Below are 25,711 nucleotides of genomic sequence, written 5' to 3'. Positions count from 1 at the left end.
CCGGTGCCGTTCGCCCGCCCAGGCTGGGCGCCATGAACTGCACGAAACCCCACGTGGTGGTCACCGGTGCGTCGACCGGCATCGGCCGGGCCACCGCCCGCGAGTTGGCCGGCTCCGGCTGGCACGTGTTCGCCGGTATACGCCGCGACGGCGACGCGCCATCGGAGACCACCCCACTGATCCTCGACGTCACCCGGCCCGAGCAGGTGAAGGCCGCCGTCGTGGCGGTGGAGCAGCACGTCGGCGCGGCCGGCCTCGCGGGCCTGGTCGACAACGCCGGCATCGGCGTCGCCTGGCCGGTCGAGTTGGTGCCGCTCGACGCGCTGCGGCACATCTTCGAGGTCAACGTGGTCGGCCAGGTCGCCGTCACCCAGGGCTTTCTGCCGCTGTTGCGCCAGGCCCGCGGCCGGATCGTGGTGATCGGCTCGATCGGCGACCGGATGAACCTGCCGTTCGGCGGACCGCTCGGCGCGTCGAAGGCGGCCCTGGCCGGGCTGACCGAGTCGCTGCGTCAGGAGGTCGCCGCGTTCGGGGTGCGGGTCGTGCTGATCGCGCCGGCCAGCATCCACACCGAAGCGGTGGACAAGGTCGAGCAGGGTGCCCGCCGGGCGGTCGACGAGTTCCCACCGGAGCTGCGGGACCTTTATGCGACCTCGTACACCGGAATGGTCGCCACCGCGATGGCGCGGGAACGCGCCGGCAGCCCGCCGGTCGTGGTCGCCCGCGTGGTGTCGAAGGCACTCACCGCCCGCCGCCCACGCGCGCGCTATCTGGTGGGCAAGGACGTGCGCCTGCTCGCGATGATCGCCGGCTGGCTGCCCATCCGCCTCCAGGACGCCATTCGCCGCCGCGTCTTCGGTCTCCCGGCGCCGGGGTCGTTGGTTCAGCGCGTGCCGTCGTAGGCCACCCGGGCGTCGGCCACGGTGTCGAGGTGTGTGGTGGCCCAGTCCGCGAGGTGGGCGAACAACGGCGCCAAGGTCCGGCCGAGGTCGCTGATCTCGTACTCGACCCGGGGTGGGATTTCCGCGTGGTACGTGCGGATCACCAGGCCGTCGCGTTCGAGCTGGCGCAGGCGTTGGGTGAGGACCTTCGGCGTGATCGTGGTGATCCGCCGTTCCAGCTCCACGAAGCGCTGCCGCCCGTGGTAGTTGAGCGTCCACAGGATCGGCGTCGTCCACCGGCTGAACACGATGTCGACCACCGGGGAGATGGGGCAGGCCTGTTCCGGCGCGGCGCTGGGCTGCATGCGATAGTCACTTTCCTCTAGGTACCTACTATCTCCGCGATGTTAGCGTCGCCCGGCCACCGCGCACGAGGTGCGGATGGGCAATACATCGGGGAGCTTTCGATGATCGTGGTGACTGGGGCGACGGGCAACGTCGGCCGCCCGCTGGTGCGGGCCCTGACCGACGCGGGCGAGCGGGTGACGGCGGTGTCCCGGGCGACACCGGCGCCGGACGGAGTGCGGCACGTGCCCGCCGACCTGTTCCGGCCGGAAACGCTGAAGCCGGCGGTGGACGGGGCGACTGCCCTCTTCCTGCTGGTGCCGGGGGCCGGTGCCGGGTTGGACATCGAGGCGATCCTCGAGGTCGCCAAGGCCGGCGGGGTGCGCCGGATCGCGCTGCTTTCCTCGCAGGCGGTGGGAACCCGGCCCGGGTCGGACTCGTACGCGCCGTTGCTGACCATCGAGGCCGCCATCGCGTCTTCCGGTCTTCAGTGGACGGTGTTGCGGGCCGCCGGGTTGGCCTCCAACGCGTTCGGCTGGGCCGCGTCCGTCCGGGCCGAGCGCACCGTCACGGCTCCGTTCGGTGACGTCGGACTGCCGGTGCTCGACCCGGCCGACATCGCCGAGGTGGCCGCCGCCGTGCTGCGCGAAGACGGGCACGGCGGCCGGACCTACGAGCTCACCGGCCCGGCCGCGATGACACCGCGCGCGCAGGCGGCGGCCATCGGTGCCGCGCTGGGCGAGCCGATCCGGTTCGTCGAGCTTTCGCCCGACGCGGCCCGGGAGCGGATGCTCGGCTTCATGCCCGCGCCGGTGGTCGACGGCACGCTGGCCATCCTGGGCACGCCGACCGAGGCCGAGCAGCGGGTCAGCCCACACGTGGCAGAGATCCTCGGCCGCGCGGCGGGTGGGTTCGGCGACTGGGCCAGGCGCAACGCCGCCGTGTTCCGGTCAGAAGAGCTGTAGCGAGCCCGTGCGTTGGGCGTGCCGCTCCCCCACCCGGAGCAGCAGCGCGGTCAGGCCCAGCAGGACCGCCGACAGGCCGGCCAGGAACGCGAACTGGCCGGCCAGGTCGCCGACGTCCTTGCCGTCGAGCAGCGCGCCGCGGAGCACGACCAGGCTGGTGGTCAGCGGGAAGGCCAGGCCGATCGCCGTTATCCAGACCGGGAGCGCGAACAGCGGCAGGCGTACGCCCGCGATGAACCACAGTGGATCGTCGAGCAGCGTGTAGAGGAAGGCCGAGTCGCGGCTGAACATCAACAGGCTGTTGAGGAAGGCGCCCCAGGCGACCGCGGGCACCAGCAGCGCCAGCGCGGCGACCGCGAGCATTCCGGGGTGGGCCAGGTGCAGCGTGCCGGTGGCGACCGCGGCCGCGATACCGAAGCAGCCGAACAGCCACGCGTTCTGCACCAGCGCGCTGGAACCGTTGGCCAGCACCAGCGCCATCCGGCTGGCCGGCGTCAGGAACATCGCCTCCAGCGTGCCGCTGACCCGTTCCCAGGAGAAGTGCCAGGCGGACTGCACGAGCGAGAAGAAGAAGGTGTACGCGAGCGCGCCGGCGGCCAGGAACGCCAGCAGCCGGCCGGGTTGCGCGACCAGCGGCCACCGGTCCGCCGCGCCGGGCGCCTCGGTCACCGGCAGCACCGTGTAGTAGGTGGTCGCCAGCGTCAGCACCGGCCAGAGCAGCATCGAGAACACGACCAGCTTGCTGCCGAAGATCCGGCGGTGCTGCTTGAGGCCTTCGGCGGCGAACACCCGCAGGGCGGCCCTCATCGCGCGGCCACCGCGGCCCTCCCGCTTTCAGCGCCCACCGCTGGCGATGCCCCGGCCATCGCCAGGATCGCGTCCTCCAGCGTCGGCGGGTTGACCTCCAGCCGGACGATCGCGCCGCCGGCCCGGACCACCGCGGTGGCCAGCTCGCCGGCCAGGTCCTCGGGGCTGCGCAGCAGGAACGTCGGCCGCTCCTCCGCGTCGACGCCGACCTCGAACTCGGCACCCAGCGCGGCGACGGCCGCGCTGACCGCCGGTGCGTGCTCGGCCAGCGTCAGCTCCACCGTGTGCGGCAGGCGGGTGCCCGCGGTCAGCGCGGTCGGGCTGCCCTGCGCGACCAGCCGGCCGCGGTCGACCACGTAGACGTGCCCGCAAAGCTGCTCGACCTCGGCCAGGTAGTGCGAGGTGAGCAGCACGCCGACGCCGTCGCGGGCGAGGTTCGCCACCACCGCGCGCAGGTCACGCGCGATCGGCGCGTCCAGGCCGAGGGTCGGCTCGTCGAGCAGGAGGTACGCGGGCGCGTTGATCAGGCCGCGGGCGATGCTCAGCCGCTGCCGCATGCCGCGCGAGTAGCGCTCGACCACCGTGCCGGCCGCGTCCGTCAGCCCGACCAGCTCCAGCAGCTCGTCGATCCGGGTGTTGAGCACAGCGCGCGGCACGTCGTAGAGTTGGCCGAAGTACCAGAGGTTCTCGCGGCCGGTCAGCCGCGCGTACACCATGCGTTCGCCACCGGCGATCAGGTTGATCCGGCGCCGGATCTCGCGGGCGTGGGTGACCACGTCCAGACCGTCCACGGTGACGGAGCCCGAGGTGGGGCGCAGCAGCGTGGCGAGCACCTTGATGGTGGTGGTCTTGCCGGCGCCGTTGAGCCCGAGCAGGCCGGTCACCGCGCCCGGCGGGATCGACAGCGACAGGCCGTCGACCGCGTCGGTCGCGGGGCCGGCCGGCCGGAACAGCTTGCGCTGCCCCGGGAACGTCTTGCGCAGCTCCTGCGTGACGATCACGCTGACCCTCCACGTTGGATAGCGATGCGTTCCGCGGGTCCGAGCAGGCGGAGCCCGACGGCGAGGTAGGCGAGGCCCAGGGCCAGGCAGAGCAACAGGTCCGGCGCGGCGGCCGACAGTGGCGCGTGCTCGAGCGTCGCGGCGCGCAGGGCGCGCAGCGCGGAGGTGATCGGCAGCGCCTCGCCGAGCCAGCGCAACGGGTCGGGCAGGTATCCCGGCGGGAAGGTGAACCCGCACAGCAACCCCATCGCGACGAACAGCGTGTTCTGCGTGATGTGCGCCTCGCCAACGCTGATCATGATGGCGCTGAGCGGCACGGAGATCCCGAAGACCGCCACGGACGCCGCCACGAACGCCGCGAGCAGGGTGACCGGGTCGGGCGCCGGCAGGCGTACACCGATCATGATCGCGAAGGCCAGCATCACGACCACCTCGACCACCGTCGTGGTCAGGGCCTGGAGACCGACCCCGATGAGGTACGGCAGTCGCCGGGCGGGCGCCAGCACCTGGCTCTCCAGGGTGCCCTCGCGCTGTTCGGTGATCTGCGCCTTGGCCACCCAGAGCACCATCCGGACGCTGAACATCGAGGCGGCGGCGCCGACGGTGACGTAGCCGAGGTAGTCCGCCGTGCCGGCGGCGGCCGCGAACCCGCCGCCGGCCCGGCCGCCCCCGATGGCGTGAAAAGCGAGGTAGGCGAGGCCGACCGTGAGGATCCCGGTGGCCAGCGTGCCGACGAAGTAGGTCCATTGGTACGCCCGCATGGTGACCAGCCAGTTACGCCGCAGCGTCGGCAGGGCGGTGGCCAAGGTCGCTCCCAAGTTTTAACGTGGAACTTAGTCAGTTTCACTTGGGAACTTAGTGGCTGGCGCTGAAGATGTACAGATCTGATGCGTGAGGGAGGCAGCGGTGACCGCTCGGGTACGTGCCGTCGACGAGGCGTGCGGCATCGCGCAAGGCGCCGCGGTGATGGGCGACTGGTGGAACCTGCTGGTGCTGCGCGAGGTCGCGCGCGGCCAGCACCGCTTCGACGAGCTGGTCGCCGCGCTGTCGGTGTCCCGGCGCGTGCTGACCGAGCGGCTGGGCCACCTCGTCGAGCACGAGGTGCTGGAACGCCTGCCCTACCAGGAGCGGCCGACCCGCTACGAGTACCGGCTCACCGCGCGCGGCGAGGCTTTCCTCCCGGTGCTGGTCGGCATGCAGGACTGGGCCGACCGCTGGTTGCTCGGCGACGGCACCCTGACCGCGACCGCGCCGCCGGCTGGTGCCGAGCACGAACGGGTCCGTTCGTTGCTGGGCACCCGGGTGCCGCCGCTGTCGCTGCCGTCCTCGGCCGGACCGGAGCGCGACGTACTCGAGCCGGCGCCGACCGTGCTGTTCGCCTATCCCGCGACCGGGCGCCCGAACCCCCTCCCGGCGGGGTGGGACACGATCGCGGGCACGATCGGCTGCACCCTGGAGAACCGGCTCTTCCGCGACCGGTTGCCGGCGTTCGAGGCGGCCGGCGTCGCCGTGCACGGGGTGAGCACCCAGCGTCCCGAGGAGCAGGCCACGTTCGCGGCCGAGGAAGAGATTCCGTTCCCGCTGCTGTCCGATGTGGACCTTGTCCTGACGGCCGCGCTGCGGCTGCCGACGGTGCGGATCGCCCAACAGCAGCGCCTCAAGCGCCTGGTCCTGGTCGCCGACCGCGACCGGGTGGTCCGCCACACGATCTTCCCGGTGACGGACATCCCGGCCGCGGTCGACGAGGCGCTCGCCGTCGGCCGCGAGCTATGACGAGGCGTTAGGAAGGGTCCCTTCCGCTGCGGAAAGCGTTAACAAGGGGGCCTTCCTTCGTTCGGGTCAGGAGGAACGTGGAGGCTGCGGCGAACGCGCCGGCGACGGCGAAGACCAAACCCGGCGCCGCGTGGGTCAGCGACCAGGCGAACGCCGCACCGGCAACCAGCGGCACGGTGGTCTCGGCCACGGCGGCGACGCCGGTCAGCGCGCCGTTGACGGTGCCCCGCTCGTCCGCCCCCGTGACGCGGGCGAGCCAGGACTGTCCGGCGGCGGCACCGACCGCGCCGAGCACGCCGACGGCCTGCAGCACGTAGATCGCCGCCGGACTGGTCGCGAACGCGGTGCCGGCCAACGCCAGCGCGCCGCACAGGCTGCCCACGACGGCCGCGCGCCGGTCACCGAGCCGGGCGACGATCGGCCCGACCGCCCGCGCCTGGAAGACGGCGCCGGCGACCGCGCCCGCGGACATCGTGACGCCGACCTGAACCGTGTTCCAGGCGAACTGGTGGGTCACGAAGAAGGTCCAGATCGCCTGGTGGGTCATCCGGGCGACGTCGGCGCAGAACCGGGCGAGCATCAGCCGGCCCAGCACGGGCCGGCGCGCCACGGCCGCGATGGCCGCGAACGGGCTGGCCGCACGCAGGCTCAGCGGTGTCGTCCGGTCGCCGGGGCGGGACTCCGGCAGCACGAGAGCGCCGTAGGCGACGTTGGCGAAGGCCAGGCCGGCCGCGGCCCAGAACGGCAGCCGCGGGTCGACGGCGCCGAGCAGGCCGCCGATCACCGGCCCGGCGACGAAGCCGAGCCCGAAGGCGGACCCGACCAGCGCGAAGGCGTGCGCGCGCCGGTCCGGCGGGGTGACGTCGGCGACGTACGCGTTGACGACCGTGGTCGTGCCCGCGCAGGCACCGGCGAGCGCGTGGCAGGCGAGCAACAGCCCGACCGTCGGGGTGAGCGCGTGCCCGACCCAGTCGAGGCCGAGGCAGGCGAGCGCGGTGAGCAGGACGGGACGGCGCCCGTACCGGTCGGCGAGCCGGCCCAGCAGCGGCGCGGTGAGGAACTGTGCGAGGCCGAAGGTCGACCCGAGCAGCCCGGACCAGACGACGGCGTCGGCCGACCGCCCGGTGAGCTCGAGCATCAGGGCGGGCACGATCGGCACGACGATGCCCAGACCGAGCATGTCGACGAAGACGGTGACCAGGAGAAAAGAGAGGGCAGGCGCCCGGCGCATCGGTACTCCCGAGTGTGGTGGAGGCAGGGCCCCCACCGACTCGAGGTACGGAGGATCAGATTATCGGTGCCGTCAAAGGGTTTTCTCGAAGAGCTCTTTGGTGGTGTCGTAGTACCGCGTCGTGCGGCCGAGGTGGGTCATGCCGAGTCGCCGGCAGACCGCCTGCGAGACGTGGTTCTCGGGCATGGTCACCGCGATGATCCGCGGCAGACCGCGATCGAAGGCGTCCGCCATGACCGCTGCGGCGGCTTCGGTGGCGTAGCCGTGCCCCCACGCGTCCGGGTGGAGATGCCAGCCGATCTCGACCTCGTCGGGTCCCGCTTCGCCGGCCGACAGCGGGATCGGCTTGAGCAGGAGGTTGCCGAGGCGGCGGCCGTCGCCGACGGCGGTGATCAACCAGATCCCGGCCGCCTTGCGGCGGGCGATCGAGGCCAGTGCCTGGTCGCGCGTGCTCATGGTGACCGGGTGTGGGCCCAGGAAACGCACGACCTCCCAGCGCGACTCGAGGTCGAGCAGGAAGTCGGCGTCGTCGTCCTGCCAGGGACGCAGCAGGAGCCGATCGCTGGTGATGGTGCGCATCACTCGGCGACCGGGGTCCAGACCCACGGCGTCGTGGTGGTGACCGCACGCAGGCCCAGTCGCGCAAGGATGGGGCGGCTGTTGTCGGAGGCGTCGACCATGAGGTACCGGACGCCGCGCTCGGTGGCGACGCGGGCGCGGCGCGCGACCAGCGCGCGGTAGATGCCCTTGCGCCGCCAGGCCGGGAGGGTCGAGCCGCCCCAGAGCCCGGCGAACTCCGTGCCCGGGAAGATCGGCATCCAGGCCGCCGACACCACCTCGCCGTCGGCCTCCGCCACGAAGACGACCACGTCGTCCGGCGTGGCCTCGATGCGGTCGCGCAGGTCGTCGGCCAGCGACGACAGGTCGATGCCCCACACCTGCGACTCCATCGCCCCGATCCGGCGCAGGTCCGCCGGGTCCGTCGTGGCCCGGATGGACACGCCGTCGGGGGCCTCGCCGGCGCCGGTCAGGTCGGCCGCCAGACCGATCAGCACGGTCTCCTGGTCTTCCGGCACGAAGCCGGCCAGCCGGAGCCGCTCGACGAGGTCCGGCCGGTCGTGCCCGTAGGTCTTCCACTCGACCGTCACGCCGCGGTCGCGCACCCGGGCGATCACCGCGTCCAGGTCCGCGACGCTGAGGTCGTCCAGGTGCTGGGCGAAGGCCATCGAGCGGAACGGCGTCCGCGCCAGCAGCACCGGGCCGTCCCACTGCGCGTTCCAGGACTTGGGCAATCGCTCCGCGAGCGTGCCGCGTACCTGCCGGTCGTGTTGGATCAGGAGTTCGTCAGTCATCACGCCGGAGCATGTCAACGACCCCGGCGCCCGGCAACCCGGTTTCAGGCGCCCCGGAACTCGGCGTTCAGCCGGCGCTGGAGCGCCACGTCCTGCCACATCGGGTGGTGCGGTGCCGCGTTCGAGCAGACCACGGTCCCCCACGCGCCGAGATCCCGGGCCGTACGCACCGCGTGCGCGCAGATCTCCGCACCGACCGGACCTTCCTCGAAGTTCGCGTGCAGCGGCGTGTAGCCGACCCAGCCCTCACCGAACACCAGCGGGATGCCCCGCGCGGCGGCGTGGTCGGCCGCCACCGCGAGCCAGGTGTCCATGGTCTGCCGCATCGCGTGCCGGTGCTCCGAATAGCGGTCGTACAACCACCGGTCCCACTTGGCGGGGTCGCACCAGTCGTGGGTGTAGATCTCGCGGTGCGGCACGATGGTCGCCTCGCTCTTCCACGACGCGGGCGGCCGCCAGTCCTCGAGTTTCGGCGCATCGTCGCGCAGCAGCTCCGCGAACGCACGGTCCTGTGGGAAGGGCCGGGACGTGTCGCGCAGCGCGAACTCGTCGTAGAGCTGGCCCAGCACCCCGTACACGTAGGGATGGAAGACCGCGACGTCCATGTTGCGCGGCAGCCCGCGCATCTCGCCCACTGGCACCCGGGAGTAGTTGACCGTCACCGGCACGGACGGGTGCCGCTGCTTGAACCGGTCGATCCCGAGCTCCAGCGAGTCGCGCAGGCCGATCACACCTTCGCCGGCGTGCAGCCCGCTGTGCTGCACCTCGTTGTGCAGCTCGAAGAACGCGATCACATCGTCGAGACCTGCGGCGCGCACGAAGTCGACCAGGTCGGCGTGCGCGTCGGCCAGGGCGACGGTGCGCGAAGCACGTGGCACCGCCTGCATGGCGCGGTGCCACGCGTCGTCGACGCCGAACGACGGGCTCTGCTGGTACTCCCAGCTCGACACGATGATCCGGCAGTCGTGCGCCTTGGCCTGCCGGAACAGCTCCAGCAGGTGCGCCCGGCCATCGACCGGAGGGCCGGGCCGCACGTCGTACCACCGGGTGCGCTGCCCGAACTCGCCGCCGAGCCCCGCGAACCGCAACGCCGAGGTGTCGAGTCCGGAGCCGAACAGCAGGTACGGCATCGCGCAGACGCGCACGGTGTCGTAGCCGCGGTCGACCGCCTGCCGGAACGCCTCGCCGAGGTCCGCGAACGGCTCCCCCGGCCCGGTGCGGGTGTACCAGGTGAAGTCCCACAACGAGATGGTCATCGGCGTCGTCATTTGTTCGATCCCATCAGCAGGCCCGAGACGAAGTGGCGCTGGAAGGTGAAGAACACGATGGCGGTGGGCACGGCGGCGATCACCGAGGCGGCGGCGACCACGTTCCAGTTGCTGACGTACCCACCCTGGAGGTTGAGCAGCGCGGCGGTGACCGGCAGCTTGGCCTCGGTGCGCAACACGGTGATGGCCCAGATCAGGTCGTTGAAGATCCACGTCGTGGCCAGCGCGCCGAGGGCGGCCAGCGACGGCCGGCACAGCGGCATGATGATCCGCGCGTAGATCTGCACCGGGCCGGCGCCGTCGATCCGGGCCGCTTCGGTCAGCTCCTCCGGGATCGACCGCATGAAGCCGTGCAGGACGAAGGTGTAGAAGCCGAGCCCGAAACCGACGTGGATGGTGACCAGGGCGAACAGGGTGTCGTAGATGCCCAGCGACTCCATCACCCGCGACACCGGGATCAGCAGGATCTGCGGTGGCAACAGGTTGCCGGCCAGCATCGTGAGCAGGATCGCCCGCCGGCCGGGGATGTGGAAGCGGGCGAGCGCGTACGCCGCCCACGACGCGAGCAGCAGGCTGAGGATCACGGCCGGGACGGTCACCTGGACGCTGGTCCACAGCGCCCGGCCCATGGTGCCCCGGCCGAGTGCCTCGCGGAAGCCTTCGAGGCCGAACGAGACCGGCCAGGCGGCGGTGCCGTTGGCGGCGATGTCGTCGAACGACCGGAACGCCAGGACGACGACGAACACCATCGGCGCCACCCAGAGCAGGGTGAGTGGCGCCATGACGGCGTGGAAGACCCAGCCACGGCGGCGTTTGGGCTTGGCCGGCGGCGGGCTCGACGCTTTGGCCGGCGCGGGGGTCAGGGTCGCGGTGGACATCAGGCGATCTCCTCCTTGGTGGCCCGGACCAGGTACGTGATGATGAAGATCAGCGCGAGCACGAAGATCACCACAGCGATCGCCGACGCGTAGCCCAGGTTCAGGAACGTGAAGCCCTGCTGGAACATGTACGTGCTGAGCAGCTCGGACGAGTGGTACGGGCCGCCCTGGGTCATCGCCCAGACGATGTCGAAGGTGCGCAGCGAGTCGATCACGGTGACCGCGAACACCACCGTGTTGACGCCCCGCAACTGCGGCCAGGTGACGAAGCGGAACCGTTGCCACGCACCGGCACCGTCCACCGCCGCCGCGTCGTCCAGCGTCGGGTCCGTGCTCTTCAGCCCGGCCAGGTAGAGCACCATCACGTAGCCGACCTGGCGCCAGACCGCGGCGATCAGCACCGCGTAGAGCGCGGTGTCCGGGTCGGCCAGCCATTGCCGCTCGACGCTTTCGAGGCCGATCGCGCCGAGCAACGTGTTGATGGTGCCGTCCGGCTGGTACTGCACCCGCCAGAACAGGCCGGTCACCGCGAGCGAGAAGACCATCGGCAGGTAGATCGCGCTGCGGTAGAGGCCGACGCCGCGGCGGGGCCGGTTGAGCGCCACCGCGAGCGCGAGCCCGCCCAGCACCGAGAGCCCGCCGAAGCCGACGGCCCAGATCACGTTGTTCCACAGCGCACCGCGGAAGATCTCGTCCGCGAACAGGTTCTTGAAGTTGTCGAGCCCAACGGGCTGGGCAGCGCCCAGCCCGTTCCACTCGGTCAACGACAGGTAGAAGCTGTTGACCGCCGGCCAGAACACCATGCCGACCTCGACCAATGCCGGGATCAGCAGGAAGAGCCAGACCACCTTGGGTACGGCGCGCAGGCCCGCACGCCTGCGCCGTGGTGGTGCCGTCACCGAGGTCACGACCCGAGGACCTTCTTCGCGGACGCCTGCCATTCAGCCAGGATCTTGTTGACGTCGCCGGGCTTGTCCAGGAACTTGGTCAGCGCCGTGTCGGCCGTGGTCTGGAGCTCGTCGCTGGAGTCCCGGTTGAAGAACTGGGTGATCGCCTTGCTCTCGTTGAGCAGCTTGATGCCCTTCTGCACCAGCGGCGCGAAGGTGGTCGTGTCGACCGCCTGCGACGTGGGCAGGTTCGACGACTTGGCGAGCTGGATGAACTGCTGCTGGGCCGGCGCGGACGCGAGGTAGGACAGCAGCTCCTTGGCACCCGCGGTGTTCTTCGACTTGGCGCTCGCGAAGTAGCCGTCGGTCGGTGCTTCCTCGGCGACCGGCACGCTCGGGTCGATGATCGGCACCCGGAAGAAGTCGAGGTCGTCGACGGCATCGCTCGGCACGCCGGAGGTGATGAAGGCGCCGATCAGGTACATGCCGGCCTTCTTCGAGGTCAGCGGGGTGACCGCGTCCTGCCACGAGTACGACCGGCCCTTGGGGTCGATGTACTCGACGAGCTGGCGGTAGTGGTCCATCACGGTCTTGACCTCAGGACCGTCGAAGGAGTGCTTGCCGGCCAGCAGCTCGCGGTGGAACTCGGCGCCGTTGATCCGCAGGTTGAGGTAGTCGAACCAGCCGGACGCGACCCACGGGGTGGACCCGGTGCCCATGCTGATCGGCGCGACGCCCTTGCTCTTGATCGTCTTGCAGACCGCGATGAACTCGTCCCAGGTAGTCGGGACCTGCACGCCCCACTCCTGGAACGCGGACTTCCGGTAGAAGACGCCCCACCAGTAGTAGTTGGTCGGCACGAAGATCTGCTTGCCGTCCGCAGTGGACAGTTCTTTCAGCGCGGGCGAGAAGTTGGCGCACGCTCCGCTGCCGGTCCACAGGTCCGACACGTCGAGCAGGAAACCCTTGCTGGCGTAGTCACGGGCCACCGAGCCGGCGTACCAGGTCAGCACGTCCGGCGGGTTGCCCGAGTTGAGGTAGGTGGGCAGTTGCGCCCGGAACGACTCGATCGCGATGGTGTTCAGGGTGACCGGGGTCTTGCCGTAGCCCTCGACCACCTTGGTGAGCGCGGCCTTGGGATCCGGGTCGGAAAGCGAAGACTGAAGGGTCAGCGTCGAGGAGGCGGCACCGACGCTGTCATCACTCCCGGTAGCGCATGCACCGAGAAGCGAGGCAGCACCGACACCGCCGATACCGGCGAGGAACCCGCGGCGACTGAAGGGGGCAGAACTCATGCGAAGCCTCCTGGGTCTTGTTTCCAAGAGGTTGCATCACAGTCAATGGGCTGTCAACATATCTTCGTAATTAATGAAGACTTCGTGACCGAGGGGGTTTGGCGCATGGCGGGTCGCTTCGCAGGTCGCACCGCGATTGTCACGGGTGCGGCCGCCGGCATCGGTGCGGCCTGCGCGCAACGGCTGGCTGCCGAGGGCGCCGCCGTGGTGCTCACCGACGTGCGGCCGGCCGACGAGGTGGCAGCGGTCATCCGCGCGTCCGGCGGGCAGGCGCGAGCAGTGCTGGCGGACGCCGCGGACGAGGCCGACTGGGCTCAGGTCGCGGCTACCACGCGTGACGAGTTCGGGCCGGCCAGCGTCCTGGTCAGCAACGCGTACACAGTGGACGTCCGGCCGGCCGGTGAGACCAGCCTCGAGTCCTGGAACCGGCAGATCGCCGTCACGCTGACGGGCACGTTCCTCGGCGTCAAGGCGCTGCTGCCCGACCTGACCGCGCACGACGGGAGCGTCGTCGTGGTCTCGTCCGTGCACGCGCTGGTCGGCCTGCCAGGACGCCCGGCGTACGCGGCGGCCAAAGGCGGCCTGACGGCCCTGGCCCGGCAGCTCGCCGTGGAGTATGGTCCGGCGCTGCGGGTCAACACCGTCCTACCTGGACCGATCATGACCGCCGCATGGGACTGGGTGTCCGCGGAGGACCGCGCGAGCAGCGTGGCCGAGACGGTGGCCAAGCGGTTCGGCACGCCCGACGAGGTGGCCGCCGCGGTGGCGTTCCTCGCCTCACCCGAAGCGGCCTACGTGACCGGCGCGAGCCTGGTGGTCGACGGCGGTTGGACCGCCACCAAAGCATCGGCCTAGGGGGAGAAATGCAGCAGTACACGGCGCGTGGCGTGCACGGCCAGACGGTGGAGGTGCTCGCGCAGCGGATCCTCACCGGTCAGCTTCCCGAGGGCGCGATCCTCGACCTCAACGCGCTGCAGAGCGAGTTCGACGTCAGCCTCACCGTGCTCCGCGAGGCACTGCGCGTGCTGGCCGCCAAGGGACTGGTCGACGCCCGGCCCAAGCGCGGCACGTTCGTGCGCCCGCGCTCGGCCTGGAGCCTGCTCGACGGCGACGTGCTCCGGTGGCAGTTCGCCCGCTCCCCCGGGCCGGGCCTCTTCGACGACCTGCACGAGCTACGCAGCATCGTCGAGCCCGGTGCGGCCAGCCTGGCCGCCTCCCGCGCGACCGAGGCGGACCTCGCGGCGCTGGACGCCGCGCTGGCCGACATGGCCGCCGCCGGCGCCGACCCGCTCGCCGCGGTAGCCGCCGACCTCGCCTTCCACCGCGCGCTGCTCGCCGCCACCCACAACGAGCTGATCCAGCGCATGGAGGTGGTGATCGAGACGGGTCTGGCCGAACGCGACCGGATGGTGCACGGCACGGACGGACCCCGCGATCCGGTGCCCAGCCACAAAGCAGTGGTCGACGGGATCCGACGACACAACCCCGCCCAGGCCGCGCGCGCCATGCGCAAACTGCTCGACCAGGCCATCGAAGACGTGGCCCGGCTGGAGAGGAACCACCTTGAAGATCGACAAGATTGAGACCTTCCTCGTACCGCCACGCTGGCTGTTCGTCCGCGTAGCCACCGACGAGGGTCTGGTCGGCTGGGGCGAGCCGGTGGTCGAGGGCCGCGCCGAGGTGGTCCGGGCCGCGGTCGAGGTGCTCTCCGAGTATCTGCTGGGTGAGGACCCGCTGCGGATCGAGCAGCACTGGCAGGTGCTGTCCAAGGGCGGCTTCTACCGGGGCGGTCCGGTGCTGTCCAGCGCCGTCGCGGGTCTCGACCAGGCGCTCTGGGACATCGCCGGCAAGACCTACGGCGCGCCGGTGCACGCCCTGATCGGCGGCGCGGTCCGGGACAAGGCCAGGGTGTACGCGTGGATCGGCGGCGACGAGCCCGGCGAGCTCACCGACGCGGTGGCCGCACACGTCGAGGCCGGGATGACCGCGGTCAAGATGAACGCGAGCGGCCGGCTCTCCCCCGTGCCCACCAGCGGCGAGATCGACCGGATCGTGCAGCGCCTCGCCGCCGCCCGGGCCGCGCTCGGCGACGACCGCGACGTGGCGGTCGACCTGCACGGCCGGGCCACCCTGCCGGCGGCCCGGATGATCCTGCCCGCCATCGCGCCGCTGCGGCCGCTGCTCGTGGAAGAGCCGCTGGTGCCCGAGCAGACCCACCTGCTCGCCGATCTGGTCGCCCGCACAGCGATCCCGGTGGCCACCGGCGAACGGATCTACGACCGGGCCGGCTTCCTGCCCGCCCTGACCGCCGGCGTCGCCGTCGTGCAGCCGGACCTGTCGCACGCCGGCGGCATCTCCGAGGTACGCCGGATCGCCGCGCTCGCCGAGACCTACGGTGCGCTGTTCGCGCCGCACTGCCCGCTCGGCCCGATCGCGCTGGCGGCCAGCCTTCAGGTCGCGTTCGCCACGCCCAACTTCCTGATCCAGGAACAGAGCATGGGCATCCACTACCACCGTGGCGGCGCCGACCTGCTCGACTACGTGGCCGACCCGGAGCCGCTGCGGATCGTCGACGGGCACATCGCCAGGTGGGACGCACCCGGCCTCGGCATCACGATCGACGAGAAGGCGGTCCGACAGGCCGACGCGGCCGGACACGCCTGGCGCAACCCGATCTGGCGCCACGACGACGGGTCGTTCGCCGAATGGTGACGTAACGTCGAGGTGATGGCCGAGACTCCGCGGGCGAGCCGCACCGCCGTGCTGGTGTGCCAGGGTCGCGCCGCCGCGCACGGTCTGGTGGCGCCGGACCGGTTCAGCGACCCGACCGCGCTGGCGTTGTTGCGCGCCGACGAGCGCGAAGCGGTGGTCTGGGTACGCGACGGCCGCGCGCCCAAGGAATGGCGCACCCGCGTCGCGTTCGAAACGGTCAAGGCGATCACCGAGCTGATGGTGCCGCGGAGTGTGGCCATCGACGACGCCGTGCGGGCCCGGCTCGGTCAGCAGGTGGTCATCCTCGGTGCGGGGCTGGACGGCCGCGCCTGGCGGATGCCGGAGCTCGCGGGCGTCGAAGTGTTCGAGGTCGACCAGCCGGCCTCGCAGCAGGACAAGCGATCCCGCGCCGCCGTGCTGAGCGGCCGACCCCCGACGTACGTTCCGGTCGACTTCCGCACCGACGACCTGAGCCGGACCCTGGCCGCGGCGGGGCACCTCGGCGACCGACCGACGACCTGGATCTGGGAGGGCGTCGTCCCCTACCTCACCCCGGCCGAGGTCGAGGCCACGGTCGCGGCGGTGGCGGCCTGCTCGGCGCGGGGCAGCCGGCTGGTCGTCAACTTCCAGCTTCCCGTGCCGTTCCTCAAGCTCGGCTCCCTGGTGGGTCGGGCGCTCTCCCGGTCCGCCGGCCAGACCAGCGTCTTCACCCGCGAGCCTTGGCGGTCGACCTGGACACCCAGCGCGATGGCGGACCTGCTGGCCCGGCACGATTTCACCGTCACGACGGACCAGAACGTCCTGGATGTGGCGGAGAGTCTGCCGGTGCCGATCTGGCACCGCCGCTCGCTCGCCCAGAGCCAGGTGCAGGTCGCCGACCGGGGCTGAAAACCGGGTGACCGGGTGGCGGGCCAACGCTAGTTTCGCTGACGTGGAACCGCTGACAGAGGAAGCCATCCGGGGCTCGTTCGTCAATTGCAGCAAGGGCGAGGCGGGCCGGATCCGGCTGCCGGCCGGCTTCGCGGACGGTGCCGTGCCCTGGGCCGACCTCGACTTTCTCGGCTGGACCGACCCGTCGGCGCCGTTGCGGGCGTTGCTGGTGGTGCCCGGCGAGACCGGGCCGACCGGCGTCATGCTTCGCCGGCCGGAGCCCCGCAGGTCGGCGTTCTCCCGGTCGAGCATGTGCAAGGTGTGCTTGACCGGCCATGGCGCCTCCGGTGTGGCGTTGTTCGTCGCGCCGCTGGCCGGGCCCGCCGGGCGCAACGGCAACACCGTCGGCGAATACCTGTGCTCCGACCTGGCCTGCTCGCTCTATCTGCGCGGCAAGCGCCAGCCGAAGCTCCTGATGACTCGCTACGAGGAGACGCTGACCCTCGACGAACGGATCGCGCGGGCGCTGACCAACCTGGCCGCCTTCACCGAACGGGTCAAGGCTGGGTGATTTGGCGCGGAGGCACCGCGCGACTCACAGCCGCAGGACTTGGCCGACCTGGGCCGGGATGCGGCCCGCGAGCGCGTCGAGCCAGGCGGTGCGCAGCGCGTCGGGGCCGTCCCCGACCCGCACCTCGACCCGGCCGCCGAGCGCGTCGACGAACCGGCGCCAGGCCACGCCGAACCGGCGCTCGAGCTCGTCGCGACCCCAGTCCTCGCCGCGCTTGCGCATCTGCGTCGGTGCGAAGAAGAACTCGCCGGCGGACCCCGCGTTGGGAATCTGGTAGGTCAGCCCGACTGCGACGTCGCGGACCAGGTGGTCGCCGAGGTGCTCGCGCAGCGCGTCCCGGGTGGCCGGCGCACCCGCGAGGTCAAGGTAGGCGGTCGGGACCGGCGTCAGCGTCTCGACCTGGGCGTAGGTGAGCACGTCGTCGTAACAGCCGAGGGACTCGGTGTAGGCGACGTTGCCCGGCGAGGTGAGCCCGACGACCCGCGGCCCACGACCGTGAAGCTCGAACGCGGCGGCGTACGCGGTCTTGCTGGACGCCGACGAGAGCACGAGCGTGGTCGCGCCGAAGAAGTCGTTGTCGGCCAGGTAGTCGGCCAGCATGAACGAGGTGTAGAACAGCGGCCGGAAGAGCACCAGCAGATCCTCTTCGTCGGCCTGGTACGCACCGTCACCGGTGGTCAACCGGTAGGCGTTGTAGGGCGAGGGCAGCCCGGCCCGGTGCGCGCTGGCGTCCCGGAAGCCGCTCGCGTCGACCCGGTCGGGCCGCACGACGAGGTGGGTCGCCGGCGGGAGGTAGCCGTAGACGCGCTGGCCGACGGTGACCCCGTCGACCGTCGAGGCGACCACGTCGGCGAACCCCCACAGCGGCACCAGGCCCAAGCCGGGCTCGACACCGCGATGCTCGGGCGGGAAGAACCGCCAGTAGCCGAACGACTCACCGAGCACGGCATAGGTCACGTTGTTGGCGGTCATCCCGACCCGGTCGACCCGCAACAACGCCGCACCGTCGCCGAGCTCAGGCACGGGCCCATCGACGACGGTAGTGCGGGTCAAATCCTCACGATCAACAGCGAACGTCCACGAGGGAGCCATCCAGCGACCGTAGAGACCCTGGGCCGCTCCGGACAAGCCCTCAGTTCGGGGTGAAGACGATGGCCTGGTTGTCCGCGAGGACCGCCTGGTTGAGCGAGTGCTGGATGGCGGCCGTGCCGGTCGGGTTCTCCACGCCCACCGTGGCGCTGTCGCCGCGTTCGCGGGTCTTCGACGCGGCCAGGCTCGTGTAGTTGAAGACGATGGTGCCGTTCTCCCCGAAGATGGCCTCGATCGAGACGCGGGCCGACGCCGAGCCGTACTGGCCGATGTTGTTCCACTCGACGGTCAGTTCGCGGTTGGGCGCCGAGCCGCTGACCTTCGTGCGGATCGTGCTGTCGGCGCGCATCACCAGGTCGTCCCAGTACGGGTAGACCGCCGCGTTCGGCAGAGCCGTCGCCGGGATCGCCACGTTCTCCGGCTGGGCCCAGTCGGGCTCGGCGAACGAGACGAAACCGTTGGTCGAGATCCAGGCCTGCGACTTCGCCTGGCCGTAGAACGGCACCGGGAACGGCAGGTCGATCTGGGCCGTCGCGTCGTCGCCCGTGAGCGCGACGTCGGTGCCGCCGGTCGCCGGCACGTACGTCCGCGTCTGGGTCGTCTTGGTGTAGCCGCCGCTAGGTGGCGGCGCCGTGCTGCCCAGCGCCAGGTTGGCCGTGGCCGTGCCACCGGCGCTCACCGTCACCGACTTCGAGGCCGACTGGCCCGCCGAGGTCGCGGTCACCGTGTAGGTGCCCGGAGCCACCGCGCCGAACTGATAGGCGCCGCCGCTCGTGGTGGTGGTCGAGCCGCTGCCCGGTGTGAGGGTCACCGCCGCGCCGACGATCGGGTTGCCCGTGCCCGCGTTGGTCACCACGCCGCTGACCGTGCCCGTGGTCGGTGCCGGCGGCGGGTCGTCGGACCCGGAACCCGCTGGCGTGAACGAGACCCGCTTGCCGTTGTCGAGGTTCGCCTGGTTGAACGAGTAGGTCAGCGCTGTCGAGCCGGCCGGGTCCTCGATGCCCACCGTCGCCGAGTTGCCGTCCTCGCGGGCGCTGCTGAGGTCGTCGTAGTTGAAGTCGATCCGGCCCGACTCGTGCAGCACCGCGCTGACCGACAGCCGCGCCGAGTTGGAGCCGTAGTGCCCGACGTTGTGCCACTCCACCACGAAGCGCCGGTCCGGTGCGGAGCCGAGGGTCTCGGTGCGCATCGACGAGTCCGCCCGCAGCACCAGGTCGTCCCAGAACGGGTAGATGGCGGCGTTGGGGGCGCTGCCGTTGGGCAGGGCGCTGTTGACCGCGATCAGCCCCGCCTGGCCCGGGTCGGCGAACGACAGGAATCCGTTGCTGGTCACCCACACGTTGTTCTGCGGTACGCCGTAGAACGGGAACGCGAACGGCAGCGACACCTGCTGCTTGACGTCGTCACCGGCCATCGGCAGCGTCGTCGCGTCGGCGGCCACGAACGGCTGCCCGGTCGCGTCGCTCATCTCGTAGCCGTCGCCGCCCTCGTGTGTCGACGTGAAGGTCGCGCCGTACGTGGTCGCCGTGCTCGGCGCGGTGATCACGTGCGTCGCCGCGCCGCCGTCGGACCAGCTCTGGAACGCGTAGCCGGACTGCGGTGTCGGCGCGCTCACCGAGTTCGTCGAGCCGGCCAGCACCGTCTCCGTCGCGGGCGTCGTCACGAGCACGCCGTTGACGCTGAGCTGGAGCCCGGGTGGGTTGCTGGTGAAGGTCAGGTCGACGCTGCGCGGGTCGAGCCGGCGGGTGACCGTGTGGGTGAGCCCGCCGTTGTCGGTGGCGGTCAGCTTGAGCTCCAGATAGGACGGATACTCGTGGTCGGGCGCGTTGAACGTCCCGGACGAGACGCCGTCCCATTCCTGCACGTTGTGCGTGTGGCAGTTGTCGGCCGCGTAGCAGTGCTGCATCAGCAACTGCCAGTGCAGCGCCGAGGCCGGCAGGGTGCCCTGCTGCGGGTCGGTGGCGTGCCCGCTGAACGAGACCGCGTCGCCGACCTTGAAGTTCGGGTTGCTGGCCGGCGTGTCGATCACGGCCGTCGGCGCGCCGGTGCCGACCAGGATCTGCACGGTCTTCTCCGCCGACAGGCCGGCGAGGTCGCTGACCCGCAGCCGGGCGGTGTAGGTGCCGGTGCTCCCGTACGTGTAGGAGGCGGTCGCCCCCGCCGCGTCCCACGAGCCGTTGTCGGTGAAGTCCCACTGGTAGGAGAGGACCTCGCCGGCGTCGGGGTCGGTCGAGCCGGACGCGTCGAAGCTGACCGTGAGCGGGGCGTTGCCGGCGGCCGGCGTCGCGGTCACGGCGGCGGTCGGGGGCTGGTTGCCGGTGTTGTAGTTGAACCGCCGGATCGTCCCGCCGCTGTGGTCGACGTAGTAGAGCCGCTTGTCCGGGCCGATCTGCAGGTCGACCGGCGTCGCCGCGGTCGAGGTGAACGGCACGATGTGGTCGCGGTCGGGCACGCCGCCGGCGCCCGGCAGCATGGCCCAGATGCACTGCCGTGCGTAGTCACCCCAGAACAGCGCGCCCTGGTACGTGGCCGGGTAGTTGCCGCCGCTGGTCGGGTAGAACGCCAGCGCGCTGGGCGACGAGCCGCCGGTCGGGCAGCCGTCGCCGGACACCACCGCGGCCGCGTGGTTGTAGGTGTACTGCGGCTGCACGACGGCGTTCGCGCCCTGCGCGTAGAGGCTCTCGCAGAGCGAGAGGTTGGGCGAGTCGTAGCCGTTCATCCGGCCGTCACCCTCGTAGCAGGGCCAGCCGAAGTTCTCGACCGGGCCGTTGAGCGGGTCGGGCAGCCGGTCGATCTCCTCCCAGAGCCGCCAGCCGACGTCGCCGAACCAGACCTCGGAAGTGCCGGGCCGGAACACCCAGCGGTACGGGTTGCGCAGGCCGTACGCCAGGATCCGGCGGGTGTTGGGGTCCGAGCTGCCGGCCATCGGGTTGTCGGGCAGCGCGGCGCCGGTCGCCGGGTCGACCCGGATGAAGGTGCCGGACAGGCCGGTCGGGTCGCCCGGCGTGCGCACGTCCTGCGAGCGCAGCGCGCCGCCCTCGGCGGTCGGCGGGGTCATCGTGCCGCCGACCGGGGCGCCCGGGTCACCGCAGGGGTTGGTGACCGCGCCGCGCTGGCCGTAGTCGGGAAAGGACGGAGACGCGCCGTCGCCGCCGCTGACGTAGAGCGCGCCGTCGGGACCGAAACCGACGTTGCCGACGGCGTGCGTCTCGTAGACGTGGCACCAGTCGTGGAGCAGGACCTGCTCGCTGCCGGTCATGACATTGCCGGCGATCCGCAGCCGGGAGACCCGGTTGCTGACGACGCAGTCACCCAGCACCGCGCACTGGTCGTTGTAGGTCGGCGCGCTGCCGCCGATCGGGCCGTCGTAGGTGTAACTGACGTAGACGTAGGGCGAGTCGGGGAAGTCCGGCGGCACGGCCATGCTGAGCAGGCCCAGGTCGCCGTAGGTGAAGACCTCGCTGCTCAGGTCGGCGAAGACCGTCGGCGTCGTGTCGGAGAGGCTGTCGTAGATCTTGATGACGCCGTTCTTCTGCGCGATCAGGATCCGCCCGTCGGGCGCGAAGACCAGCTTCGTGGGGCTGCTCAGGCCGGTCATCACCACCTGCTCGGTGAAGCCGGCCGGTGGCGGGCCGGCCGCGGCCGGCGCGGCCAGCGCGCCCACGGTCAGGGGCGCGCCCAAGACCAACGTCAGCAGGCCGGCCAAAAACCGGCGCACGCTCAACGACACGCTCTGCTCCATCCCGCGATGCGGATGACGACGACATCACATGTTCACGCGTCGCGTGACATCCGATCGTCAGCTTCCTGACCGGTCCCGTTAACCGGACGGGCCTATTTGCCCGTCCGGTCAGGGCCATGAGGCATTCAGTTGGGCGTGAACACGATCGCCTCACCGTTGTTCAGCACGCCCTGGTTGAGGGAGTGTTGCACGGCGTTGGCGCCGGTCGCGTCCTCGATGCCGACCGTCGCGGAGTCGCCGCGCTCTCGCGCGGACGACGCCAGGTCGGCGTAGTTGAAGGCGATCTCACCGGATTCGGAGAGCACCACCTGCGCCGAGATCCGCGCCGACGACGAGCCGTACATACCGGTGTTGAACCAGTCGACGACGAACTGCCGGTTGGGCGCGGAGCCGACCACCTTCGTGCGGATCACACTGCCGGAGCGCTGCACGAGGTCGTCCCAGTACGGGTATAGGGCCGCGTTCGGCAGTGCGGCCGTCGGGAGCGCGGTGTTCTCCGGCGTCGCGCCGCCCGGGTTCACGAACGACAGCACGCCGTTCGTCGACACCCAGGCGGTGGTCTGCTGCTGGCCGTAGAACTCGAAGCCGAACGGCAGCGTGACCTGGCCGACCGCGTCGTCACCGGTCACCGGCAGCACCGTGCCGTCCGCCGTGGACACGTACGGTCGCGCCTGCGTCGTCTTGGTGTAGTCGCCGGAGCTCGGCGGCGGCCCGGTCAGCGTCAGGTTGACGGTGTGCGCGCCGCCCGCCGTCACGGTCACCGGGGAGGAGCCGGTGAAGCCGCCCGGCGCCGTGCCGGAAACCGTGTAGGCGCCCGCCGGCACCGCGGTGAACTGGTAGGAACCGTTGCCCGCGCTGGTCGCCGTGCGTCCGGACGGTGACAGCGTCAGCGTGGCACCGGCCAACGGGCTCCCGTTGGCGCTGACCACGCCGGAGATGGTGCCGGTGGTCGGCGGCGGCGTGCCACCGGGCGGCGAGAACGTCACCGTGGTGCCGTCGCGCAGGACCGGCTGGTCCACGGAGTACGCGAGCCCGACCGTGCCCGAACCGTCCTCGATGCCGACCGTGGCGGAGTTGCCCTCTTCGCGGTCTGCGGTGGACAGGTCGGCGTAGTGGTACGTGATGCTGCCGTCCTCACCGAACACGGCGGAGAACCGGACACGCCCGGAGTTGGAGCCGTAGTAGCCGCTGTTGCGCCATTCCACGGTGAACTTCCGGTTGGGCGCCGTGCCGCTCACCCCGGTGCGCACCGTCGAGTCGGCGCGCTGCACCAGGTCGTCCCAGAACGGGTAGACCGCGGCGTTGGGCGCGCTGCTGTTCGGCAGGGCGCTGTTGACCGCGACCAGCCCCGCCTGACCCGGGTCGGCGAACGAGACGAAGCCGTTGGTGGACACCCAGGCACTGCCGTACTCCTGGCCGTACAACCGGAACGGGAACGGCAGCGAGACCGGCGTGACCGCGTCGTCACCGGTCAGCGGCAGCACCGCGCCGTCGGCCGCGGCGAACGGCTGGCCGGTCTGCGTGGTGCAGACGTAGCCGAAGCTGTCGGCACAGCCGGCCACGCTGGTGAACGTGGCGGTGTAGGTCGCGGCCGCGGTCGGCGCGGTGATCACGTGGCTGTTGGCACCACCGTCGGACCAGTTCGCGAACGTGTTGACCGACCCGCCCGCGCTCTGCGGCGAAGGCGCGCTGACCGTGTTGGTCGAGCCCTGGATGACGGTGCGGGTGAACGGGGTCGGGCCCGTGAACGCGCCGACGTTGAGCGACAGGCCCGCGGGGTTGCTGCGGAAGGTCAGGTCGACCGTCTTCGGGTCGAGCTGGCGGGACACCGTGTTGCTCAGCCCGTCGGCGTCGGTCGCCGTCAGCTCGAGCTCCAAGTAGGACGGATACTCGTGGTCGGGCGCGACGAACGTGCCGCCCGCGGCGCCGGCCCACTGCTGCACCTCGTGCACGTGGCAGTTGCCGACGCTCTCGCAGTGGTGCATCCGCAGCCGCCACGACAGCGCGGACGCCGGCAGGGTGCCCTGCTCGGCATCGCTGCCGTGACCGGTGAAGCCGATCTGGTCGCCCACCTTCCAGGTCGTCGACGCGGCCGGGGTGTCGATCGTGGCCACCGGCGCGGTGCGGCCGGGTTGGATGGTCACGAGGTGCGTGTCACCGGCGCCGAGGGTGTCGGTCACCGTGAGCTTCGCCGTGTAGCTGCCCGAGGCCGGGTAGGTGAAGCTGGTGGTCACCCCGGTCGCGTCGGTCGAGCCGTCGTTGGTGAAGTCCCAGGCGTAGGTCAGCCGGCCCTGGTCGGCCGGGTCCGCGTCGGTCGAGGCGGCGGCGTCGAAGTCGAGCCGCAGCGGCTGGCCCGCCACCGGGGTGGCGCTGAACGCGGCCACCGGCGGCTGGTTGCCGGGGAAATAGCGGATCCGCCGGACGGTGCCGCCCAGGTCGACGTAGTAGAGCTCGTTGCCCGGCCCCATCGCCAGGTCCACCGGGCCGGCCGCGGCCTGCCCGAAGGCTTCGATCGCGGCCGTGGACGGCAGCCCGCCCGGGCTGGTCGGCTTCATCGCCCAGATGCAGTTGCGGGAGTAGTCGGCGAAGAAAAGCCCGCCCGCGTACGCCGCCGGATAGTTGCCGCCGCTGGTCGGGTAGAACGCCAGACCGCTGATCGCGTCGCCGCCGTTGCCGCAGTTCTCGCCCGGGACGACCGCGCCGGTGTGGTTGTACGTGTAGTACGGCTGGGCGTGCCCGCCCGCGGTGTAGAGCGACTCGCACAGGTTGAGGTTGGCGCCGTCGTAGGAGCCCATCACGCCCATGCCCTCATAGCAGGGCCAGCCGAAGTTGGTGACGCCCGCGGTCGGGTTGGTCACCCGGTTGACCTCTTCCCACACGTTCCAGCCGACGTCGCCGGCCCACACCTCGTTGGTGCCGGGACGGATCGTCATCCGGAACGGGTTGCGCAGGCCGTGCGCGACGATCCGGCGGGCGTTGGCGTCGGCCGAGCCGGACAGTGGGTTGCCGGCCGCGGCCGCGCCGGTGGCCGGGTTGAGCCGCAGTACCGCGCCGTCGAGGCTGGTCGGGTCGCCGGTCGAGCGCACGTCCTGCGAGCGCAGCGCGCCACCCTCGGCGGTGGGCGGGTTCATCACGCCGCCGACCGCGGACGGCGGGTCGGCGCACGGGTTGCGCGGAGTGCCGAGCTGGCCGTAGTCGGTGGCGCTGAAGCTTGCGCCGTCGCCGCCGGTGACATAGAGCATGCCGTCGGCGCCGAACTTGAGGTCGCCGATCGAGTGGCTGGGGAACTGCTGGCACCAATCGGTGATGAGCACCTGCTCGCTGCCGGTCATCACGTTGCCGGCGGCCTGCAACCGGGACAGTCGGCCCTGCACCACGCACTGGCCGTTGTTGGCGTCGCCACAGTTGTCGTTCCAGTACGGCGCGGTCTGACCGGGTGGCGCGTCATAGGTGTAAAGCACGTATACGTAGGGGTTCGCCGGAAAGTCCGGCGGCAGCGCGAGACCGAGCAGGCCGCGGTCCCAGACGTTGAACACGTTGGTCGACAGGTCGGCGAACACCGTCGGGGTCGGGTCGGCGAGGTTGTCGTAGACCTTGACCCGGCCGCCCTTCTCGGCGACGAAGACGCGGCCGTCCGGCGCGAATTCGATGTTGGTGGGCTGGTTGAGCCCACTGAACACGATTTGTTCCTGGAACCCGGTCGGCAGCGTGGTCGCAGCCGCGGGCTGCGCGTGTGCGAGCGCGCTGAGCCCCCCGGCGACCAGCGCCACGGCCAACATCGTCCGCAGCGGACGTCGTGGGCGCGTCATCCGCGCCACCTCCCCCAAGATTTACCTGCACGCATACGTGGCGGACAGGCTAGCGACCAGATCAAGGGGAGGCGATGTCTGATTCGCGACGGGCCTTTGGCATCAAATCCGGCGCACCCGAAGAATCCGGTGGCACATCAGGGATTTGGCCGACCGACCCGCCAGCAAGTAAGGTCCGATTCTCCGACGAGCAATAGACCGATCGGCCATCGACATGTAGTGAAGTCGACACCAG

22 protein-coding genes are annotated in these 25,711 nt (G+C 71.2%); 8 read left to right on the top strand and 14 right to left on the bottom strand.

The window, feature by feature from the left end:
• Nucleotides 1–32: 32 nt before the first annotated feature.
• Nucleotides 33–902 carry an SDR family NAD(P)-dependent oxidoreductase gene (locus BLV39_RS18250; RefSeq protein ID WP_090793680.1) on the top strand — a complete coding sequence of 290 codons (870 nt, stop codon included), beginning with the start codon at nucleotides 33–35 and terminating at the stop codon, nucleotides 900–902.
• On the opposite strand, the gene BLV39_RS18245 is transcribed toward BLV39_RS18250, so the two are convergent.
• Nucleotides 884–1,246, bottom strand: a complete 363-nt coding sequence (locus BLV39_RS18245) for a winged helix-turn-helix transcriptional regulator (RefSeq protein WP_090793677.1) — start codon at nucleotides 1,244–1,246, stop codon at nucleotides 884–886. The two genes, BLV39_RS18250 and BLV39_RS18245, sit on opposite strands and share 19 nt — an antisense overlap.
• 102 nt (nucleotides 1,247–1,348) lie before the next feature.
• Between BLV39_RS18245 and BLV39_RS18240 the strand changes: the two genes are divergently transcribed.
• Entirely contained in the window at nucleotides 1,349–2,191 is an 843-nt protein-coding gene (locus BLV39_RS18240; protein ID WP_090793675.1) for an SDR family oxidoreductase, read from the top strand.
• On the opposite strand, the gene BLV39_RS18235 is transcribed toward BLV39_RS18240, so the two are convergent.
• From BLV39_RS18235 to BLV39_RS18225, 3 genes are read right to left on the bottom strand one after another with little or no spacing between them, the layout of a single operon-like run.
• Nucleotides 2,177–2,998, bottom strand: a complete 822-nt coding sequence (locus tag BLV39_RS18235) for an ABC transporter permease (protein WP_090793672.1) — start codon at nucleotides 2,996–2,998, stop codon at nucleotides 2,177–2,179. The two genes, BLV39_RS18240 and BLV39_RS18235, sit on opposite strands and share 15 nt — an antisense overlap.
• The gene (locus tag BLV39_RS18230; protein ID WP_090793670.1) at nucleotides 2,995–3,999 is read right to left on the bottom strand and encodes an ABC transporter ATP-binding protein; all 1,005 of its coding nucleotides are present in this window, start codon (nucleotides 3,997–3,999) and stop codon (nucleotides 2,995–2,997) included. The genes BLV39_RS18235 and BLV39_RS18230 overlap by 4 nt, the downstream gene beginning before the upstream one ends.
• Nucleotides 3,996–4,805: an ABC transporter permease gene (locus tag BLV39_RS18225; RefSeq protein ID WP_143049804.1), complete on the bottom strand. Its 810-nt coding sequence runs from the start codon at nucleotides 4,803–4,805 to the stop codon at nucleotides 3,996–3,998. The genes BLV39_RS18230 and BLV39_RS18225 overlap by 4 nt, the downstream gene beginning before the upstream one ends.
• Before the next feature lie 100 nt (nucleotides 4,806–4,905).
• Here BLV39_RS18225 and BLV39_RS18220 point away from each other — a divergent pair, with 100 nt between their 5' ends.
• Entirely contained in the window at nucleotides 4,906–5,772 is an 867-nt protein-coding gene (locus BLV39_RS18220) for a winged helix-turn-helix transcriptional regulator (protein WP_239083572.1), read from the top strand.
• Nucleotides 5,773–5,779: 7 nt separating this feature from the next.
• On the opposite strand, the gene BLV39_RS18215 is transcribed toward BLV39_RS18220, so the two are convergent.
• The 7 genes from BLV39_RS18215 to BLV39_RS18185 form a co-directional block, all read right to left on the bottom strand.
• Entirely contained in the window at nucleotides 5,780–7,003 is a 1,224-nt protein-coding gene (locus BLV39_RS18215; RefSeq protein WP_090793665.1) for an MFS transporter, read from the bottom strand.
• Between the two features lie 72 nt (nucleotides 7,004–7,075).
• Nucleotides 7,076–7,582: a GNAT family N-acetyltransferase gene (locus BLV39_RS18210; RefSeq protein WP_090793662.1), complete on the bottom strand. Its 507-nt coding sequence runs from the start codon at nucleotides 7,580–7,582 to the stop codon at nucleotides 7,076–7,078.
• Nucleotides 7,582–8,355, bottom strand: coding sequence for a GNAT family N-acetyltransferase (locus BLV39_RS18205; protein ID WP_090793659.1), 774 nt, complete (start codon nucleotides 8,353–8,355; stop codon nucleotides 7,582–7,584). Before BLV39_RS18205 ends, BLV39_RS18210 begins: the two co-directional genes overlap by 1 nt.
• 44 nt (nucleotides 8,356–8,399) lie before the next feature.
• Nucleotides 8,400–9,623: a cellulase-like family protein gene (locus BLV39_RS18200; protein ID WP_090793656.1), complete on the bottom strand. Its 1,224-nt coding sequence runs from the start codon at nucleotides 9,621–9,623 to the stop codon at nucleotides 8,400–8,402.
• Nucleotides 9,620–10,501: a carbohydrate ABC transporter permease gene (locus BLV39_RS18195; protein WP_090793654.1), complete on the bottom strand. Its 882-nt coding sequence runs from the start codon at nucleotides 10,499–10,501 to the stop codon at nucleotides 9,620–9,622. Before BLV39_RS18195 ends, BLV39_RS18200 begins: the two co-directional genes overlap by 4 nt.
• On the bottom strand, nucleotides 10,501–11,409 hold the full coding sequence (locus tag BLV39_RS18190; protein ID WP_204082750.1) for a carbohydrate ABC transporter permease: 909 nt from the start codon (nucleotides 11,407–11,409) through the stop codon (nucleotides 10,501–10,503). The genes BLV39_RS18195 and BLV39_RS18190 overlap by 1 nt, the downstream gene beginning before the upstream one ends.
• A complete protein-coding gene (locus BLV39_RS18185) occupies nucleotides 11,406–12,683 on the bottom strand; it encodes an ABC transporter substrate-binding protein (RefSeq protein WP_090793648.1) in 1,278 nt (425 codons plus the stop codon). The genes BLV39_RS18190 and BLV39_RS18185 overlap by 4 nt, the downstream gene beginning before the upstream one ends.
• Nucleotides 12,684–12,767: 84 nt before the next feature.
• Here BLV39_RS18185 and BLV39_RS18180 point away from each other — a divergent pair, with 84 nt between their 5' ends.
• Genes BLV39_RS18180 through BLV39_RS18160 form a run of 5 tightly spaced genes read left to right on the top strand, consistent with a single transcriptional unit; the run spans nucleotide 12,768 to nucleotide 16,836 of the window.
• Nucleotides 12,768–13,538, top strand: coding sequence for an SDR family NAD(P)-dependent oxidoreductase (locus tag BLV39_RS18180; protein ID WP_244895843.1), 771 nt, complete (start codon nucleotides 12,768–12,770; stop codon nucleotides 13,536–13,538).
• An 8-nt stretch (nucleotides 13,539–13,546) separates the two neighbouring features.
• Entirely contained in the window at nucleotides 13,547–14,266 is a 720-nt protein-coding gene (locus BLV39_RS18175) for a FadR/GntR family transcriptional regulator (protein ID WP_090793643.1), read from the top strand.
• Nucleotides 14,247–15,395, top strand: coding sequence for a galactonate dehydratase (gene dgoD, locus BLV39_RS18170; protein WP_090793641.1), 1,149 nt, complete (start codon nucleotides 14,247–14,249; stop codon nucleotides 15,393–15,395). Before BLV39_RS18175 ends, dgoD begins: the two co-directional genes overlap by 20 nt.
• A 15-nt stretch (nucleotides 15,396–15,410) precedes the next feature.
• Nucleotides 15,411–16,283 (top strand): class I SAM-dependent methyltransferase, encoded by an 873-nt coding sequence (locus BLV39_RS18165; protein WP_090793638.1) that lies wholly within the window; start codon nucleotides 15,411–15,413, stop codon nucleotides 16,281–16,283.
• 43 nt (nucleotides 16,284–16,326) lie between these two features.
• Nucleotides 16,327–16,836: an FBP domain-containing protein gene (locus BLV39_RS18160; protein WP_176984966.1), complete on the top strand. Its 510-nt coding sequence runs from the start codon at nucleotides 16,327–16,329 to the stop codon at nucleotides 16,834–16,836.
• A 24-nt stretch (nucleotides 16,837–16,860) separates the two neighbouring features.
• Here the strand turns inward: BLV39_RS18160 and BLV39_RS18155 are convergent, their stop codons facing one another.
• The 3 genes from BLV39_RS18155 to BLV39_RS18145 all read right to left on the bottom strand — a co-directional run bounded on the left by BLV39_RS18155 (nucleotide 16,861) and on the right by BLV39_RS18145 (nucleotide 25,476).
• Entirely contained in the window at nucleotides 16,861–17,859 is a 999-nt protein-coding gene (locus BLV39_RS18155) for a DUF2855 family protein (protein ID WP_239083573.1), read from the bottom strand.
• Nucleotides 17,860–17,968: 109 nt separating this feature from the next.
• Nucleotides 17,969–21,655 carry a PQQ-dependent sugar dehydrogenase gene (locus BLV39_RS18150; protein WP_239083574.1) on the bottom strand — a complete coding sequence of 1,229 codons (3,687 nt, stop codon included), beginning with the start codon at nucleotides 21,653–21,655 and terminating at the stop codon, nucleotides 17,969–17,971.
• A gap of 137 nt (nucleotides 21,656–21,792) precedes the next feature.
• Entirely contained in the window at nucleotides 21,793–25,476 is a 3,684-nt protein-coding gene (locus BLV39_RS18145; RefSeq protein WP_090793627.1) for a PQQ-dependent sugar dehydrogenase, read from the bottom strand.
• Nucleotides 25,477–25,711: the final 235 nt, after the last annotated feature.

The sequence above is a fragment of the Asanoa ishikariensis genome, assembly GCF_900107455.1.
In the GTDB taxonomy this organism is placed as follows: Bacteria; Actinomycetota; Actinomycetes; order Mycobacteriales; family Micromonosporaceae; genus Asanoa; species Asanoa ishikariensis.
The sequence above is the reverse complement of the archived record's forward strand: the minus strand, read 5'-3'. Positions and strand labels throughout refer to the sequence as shown.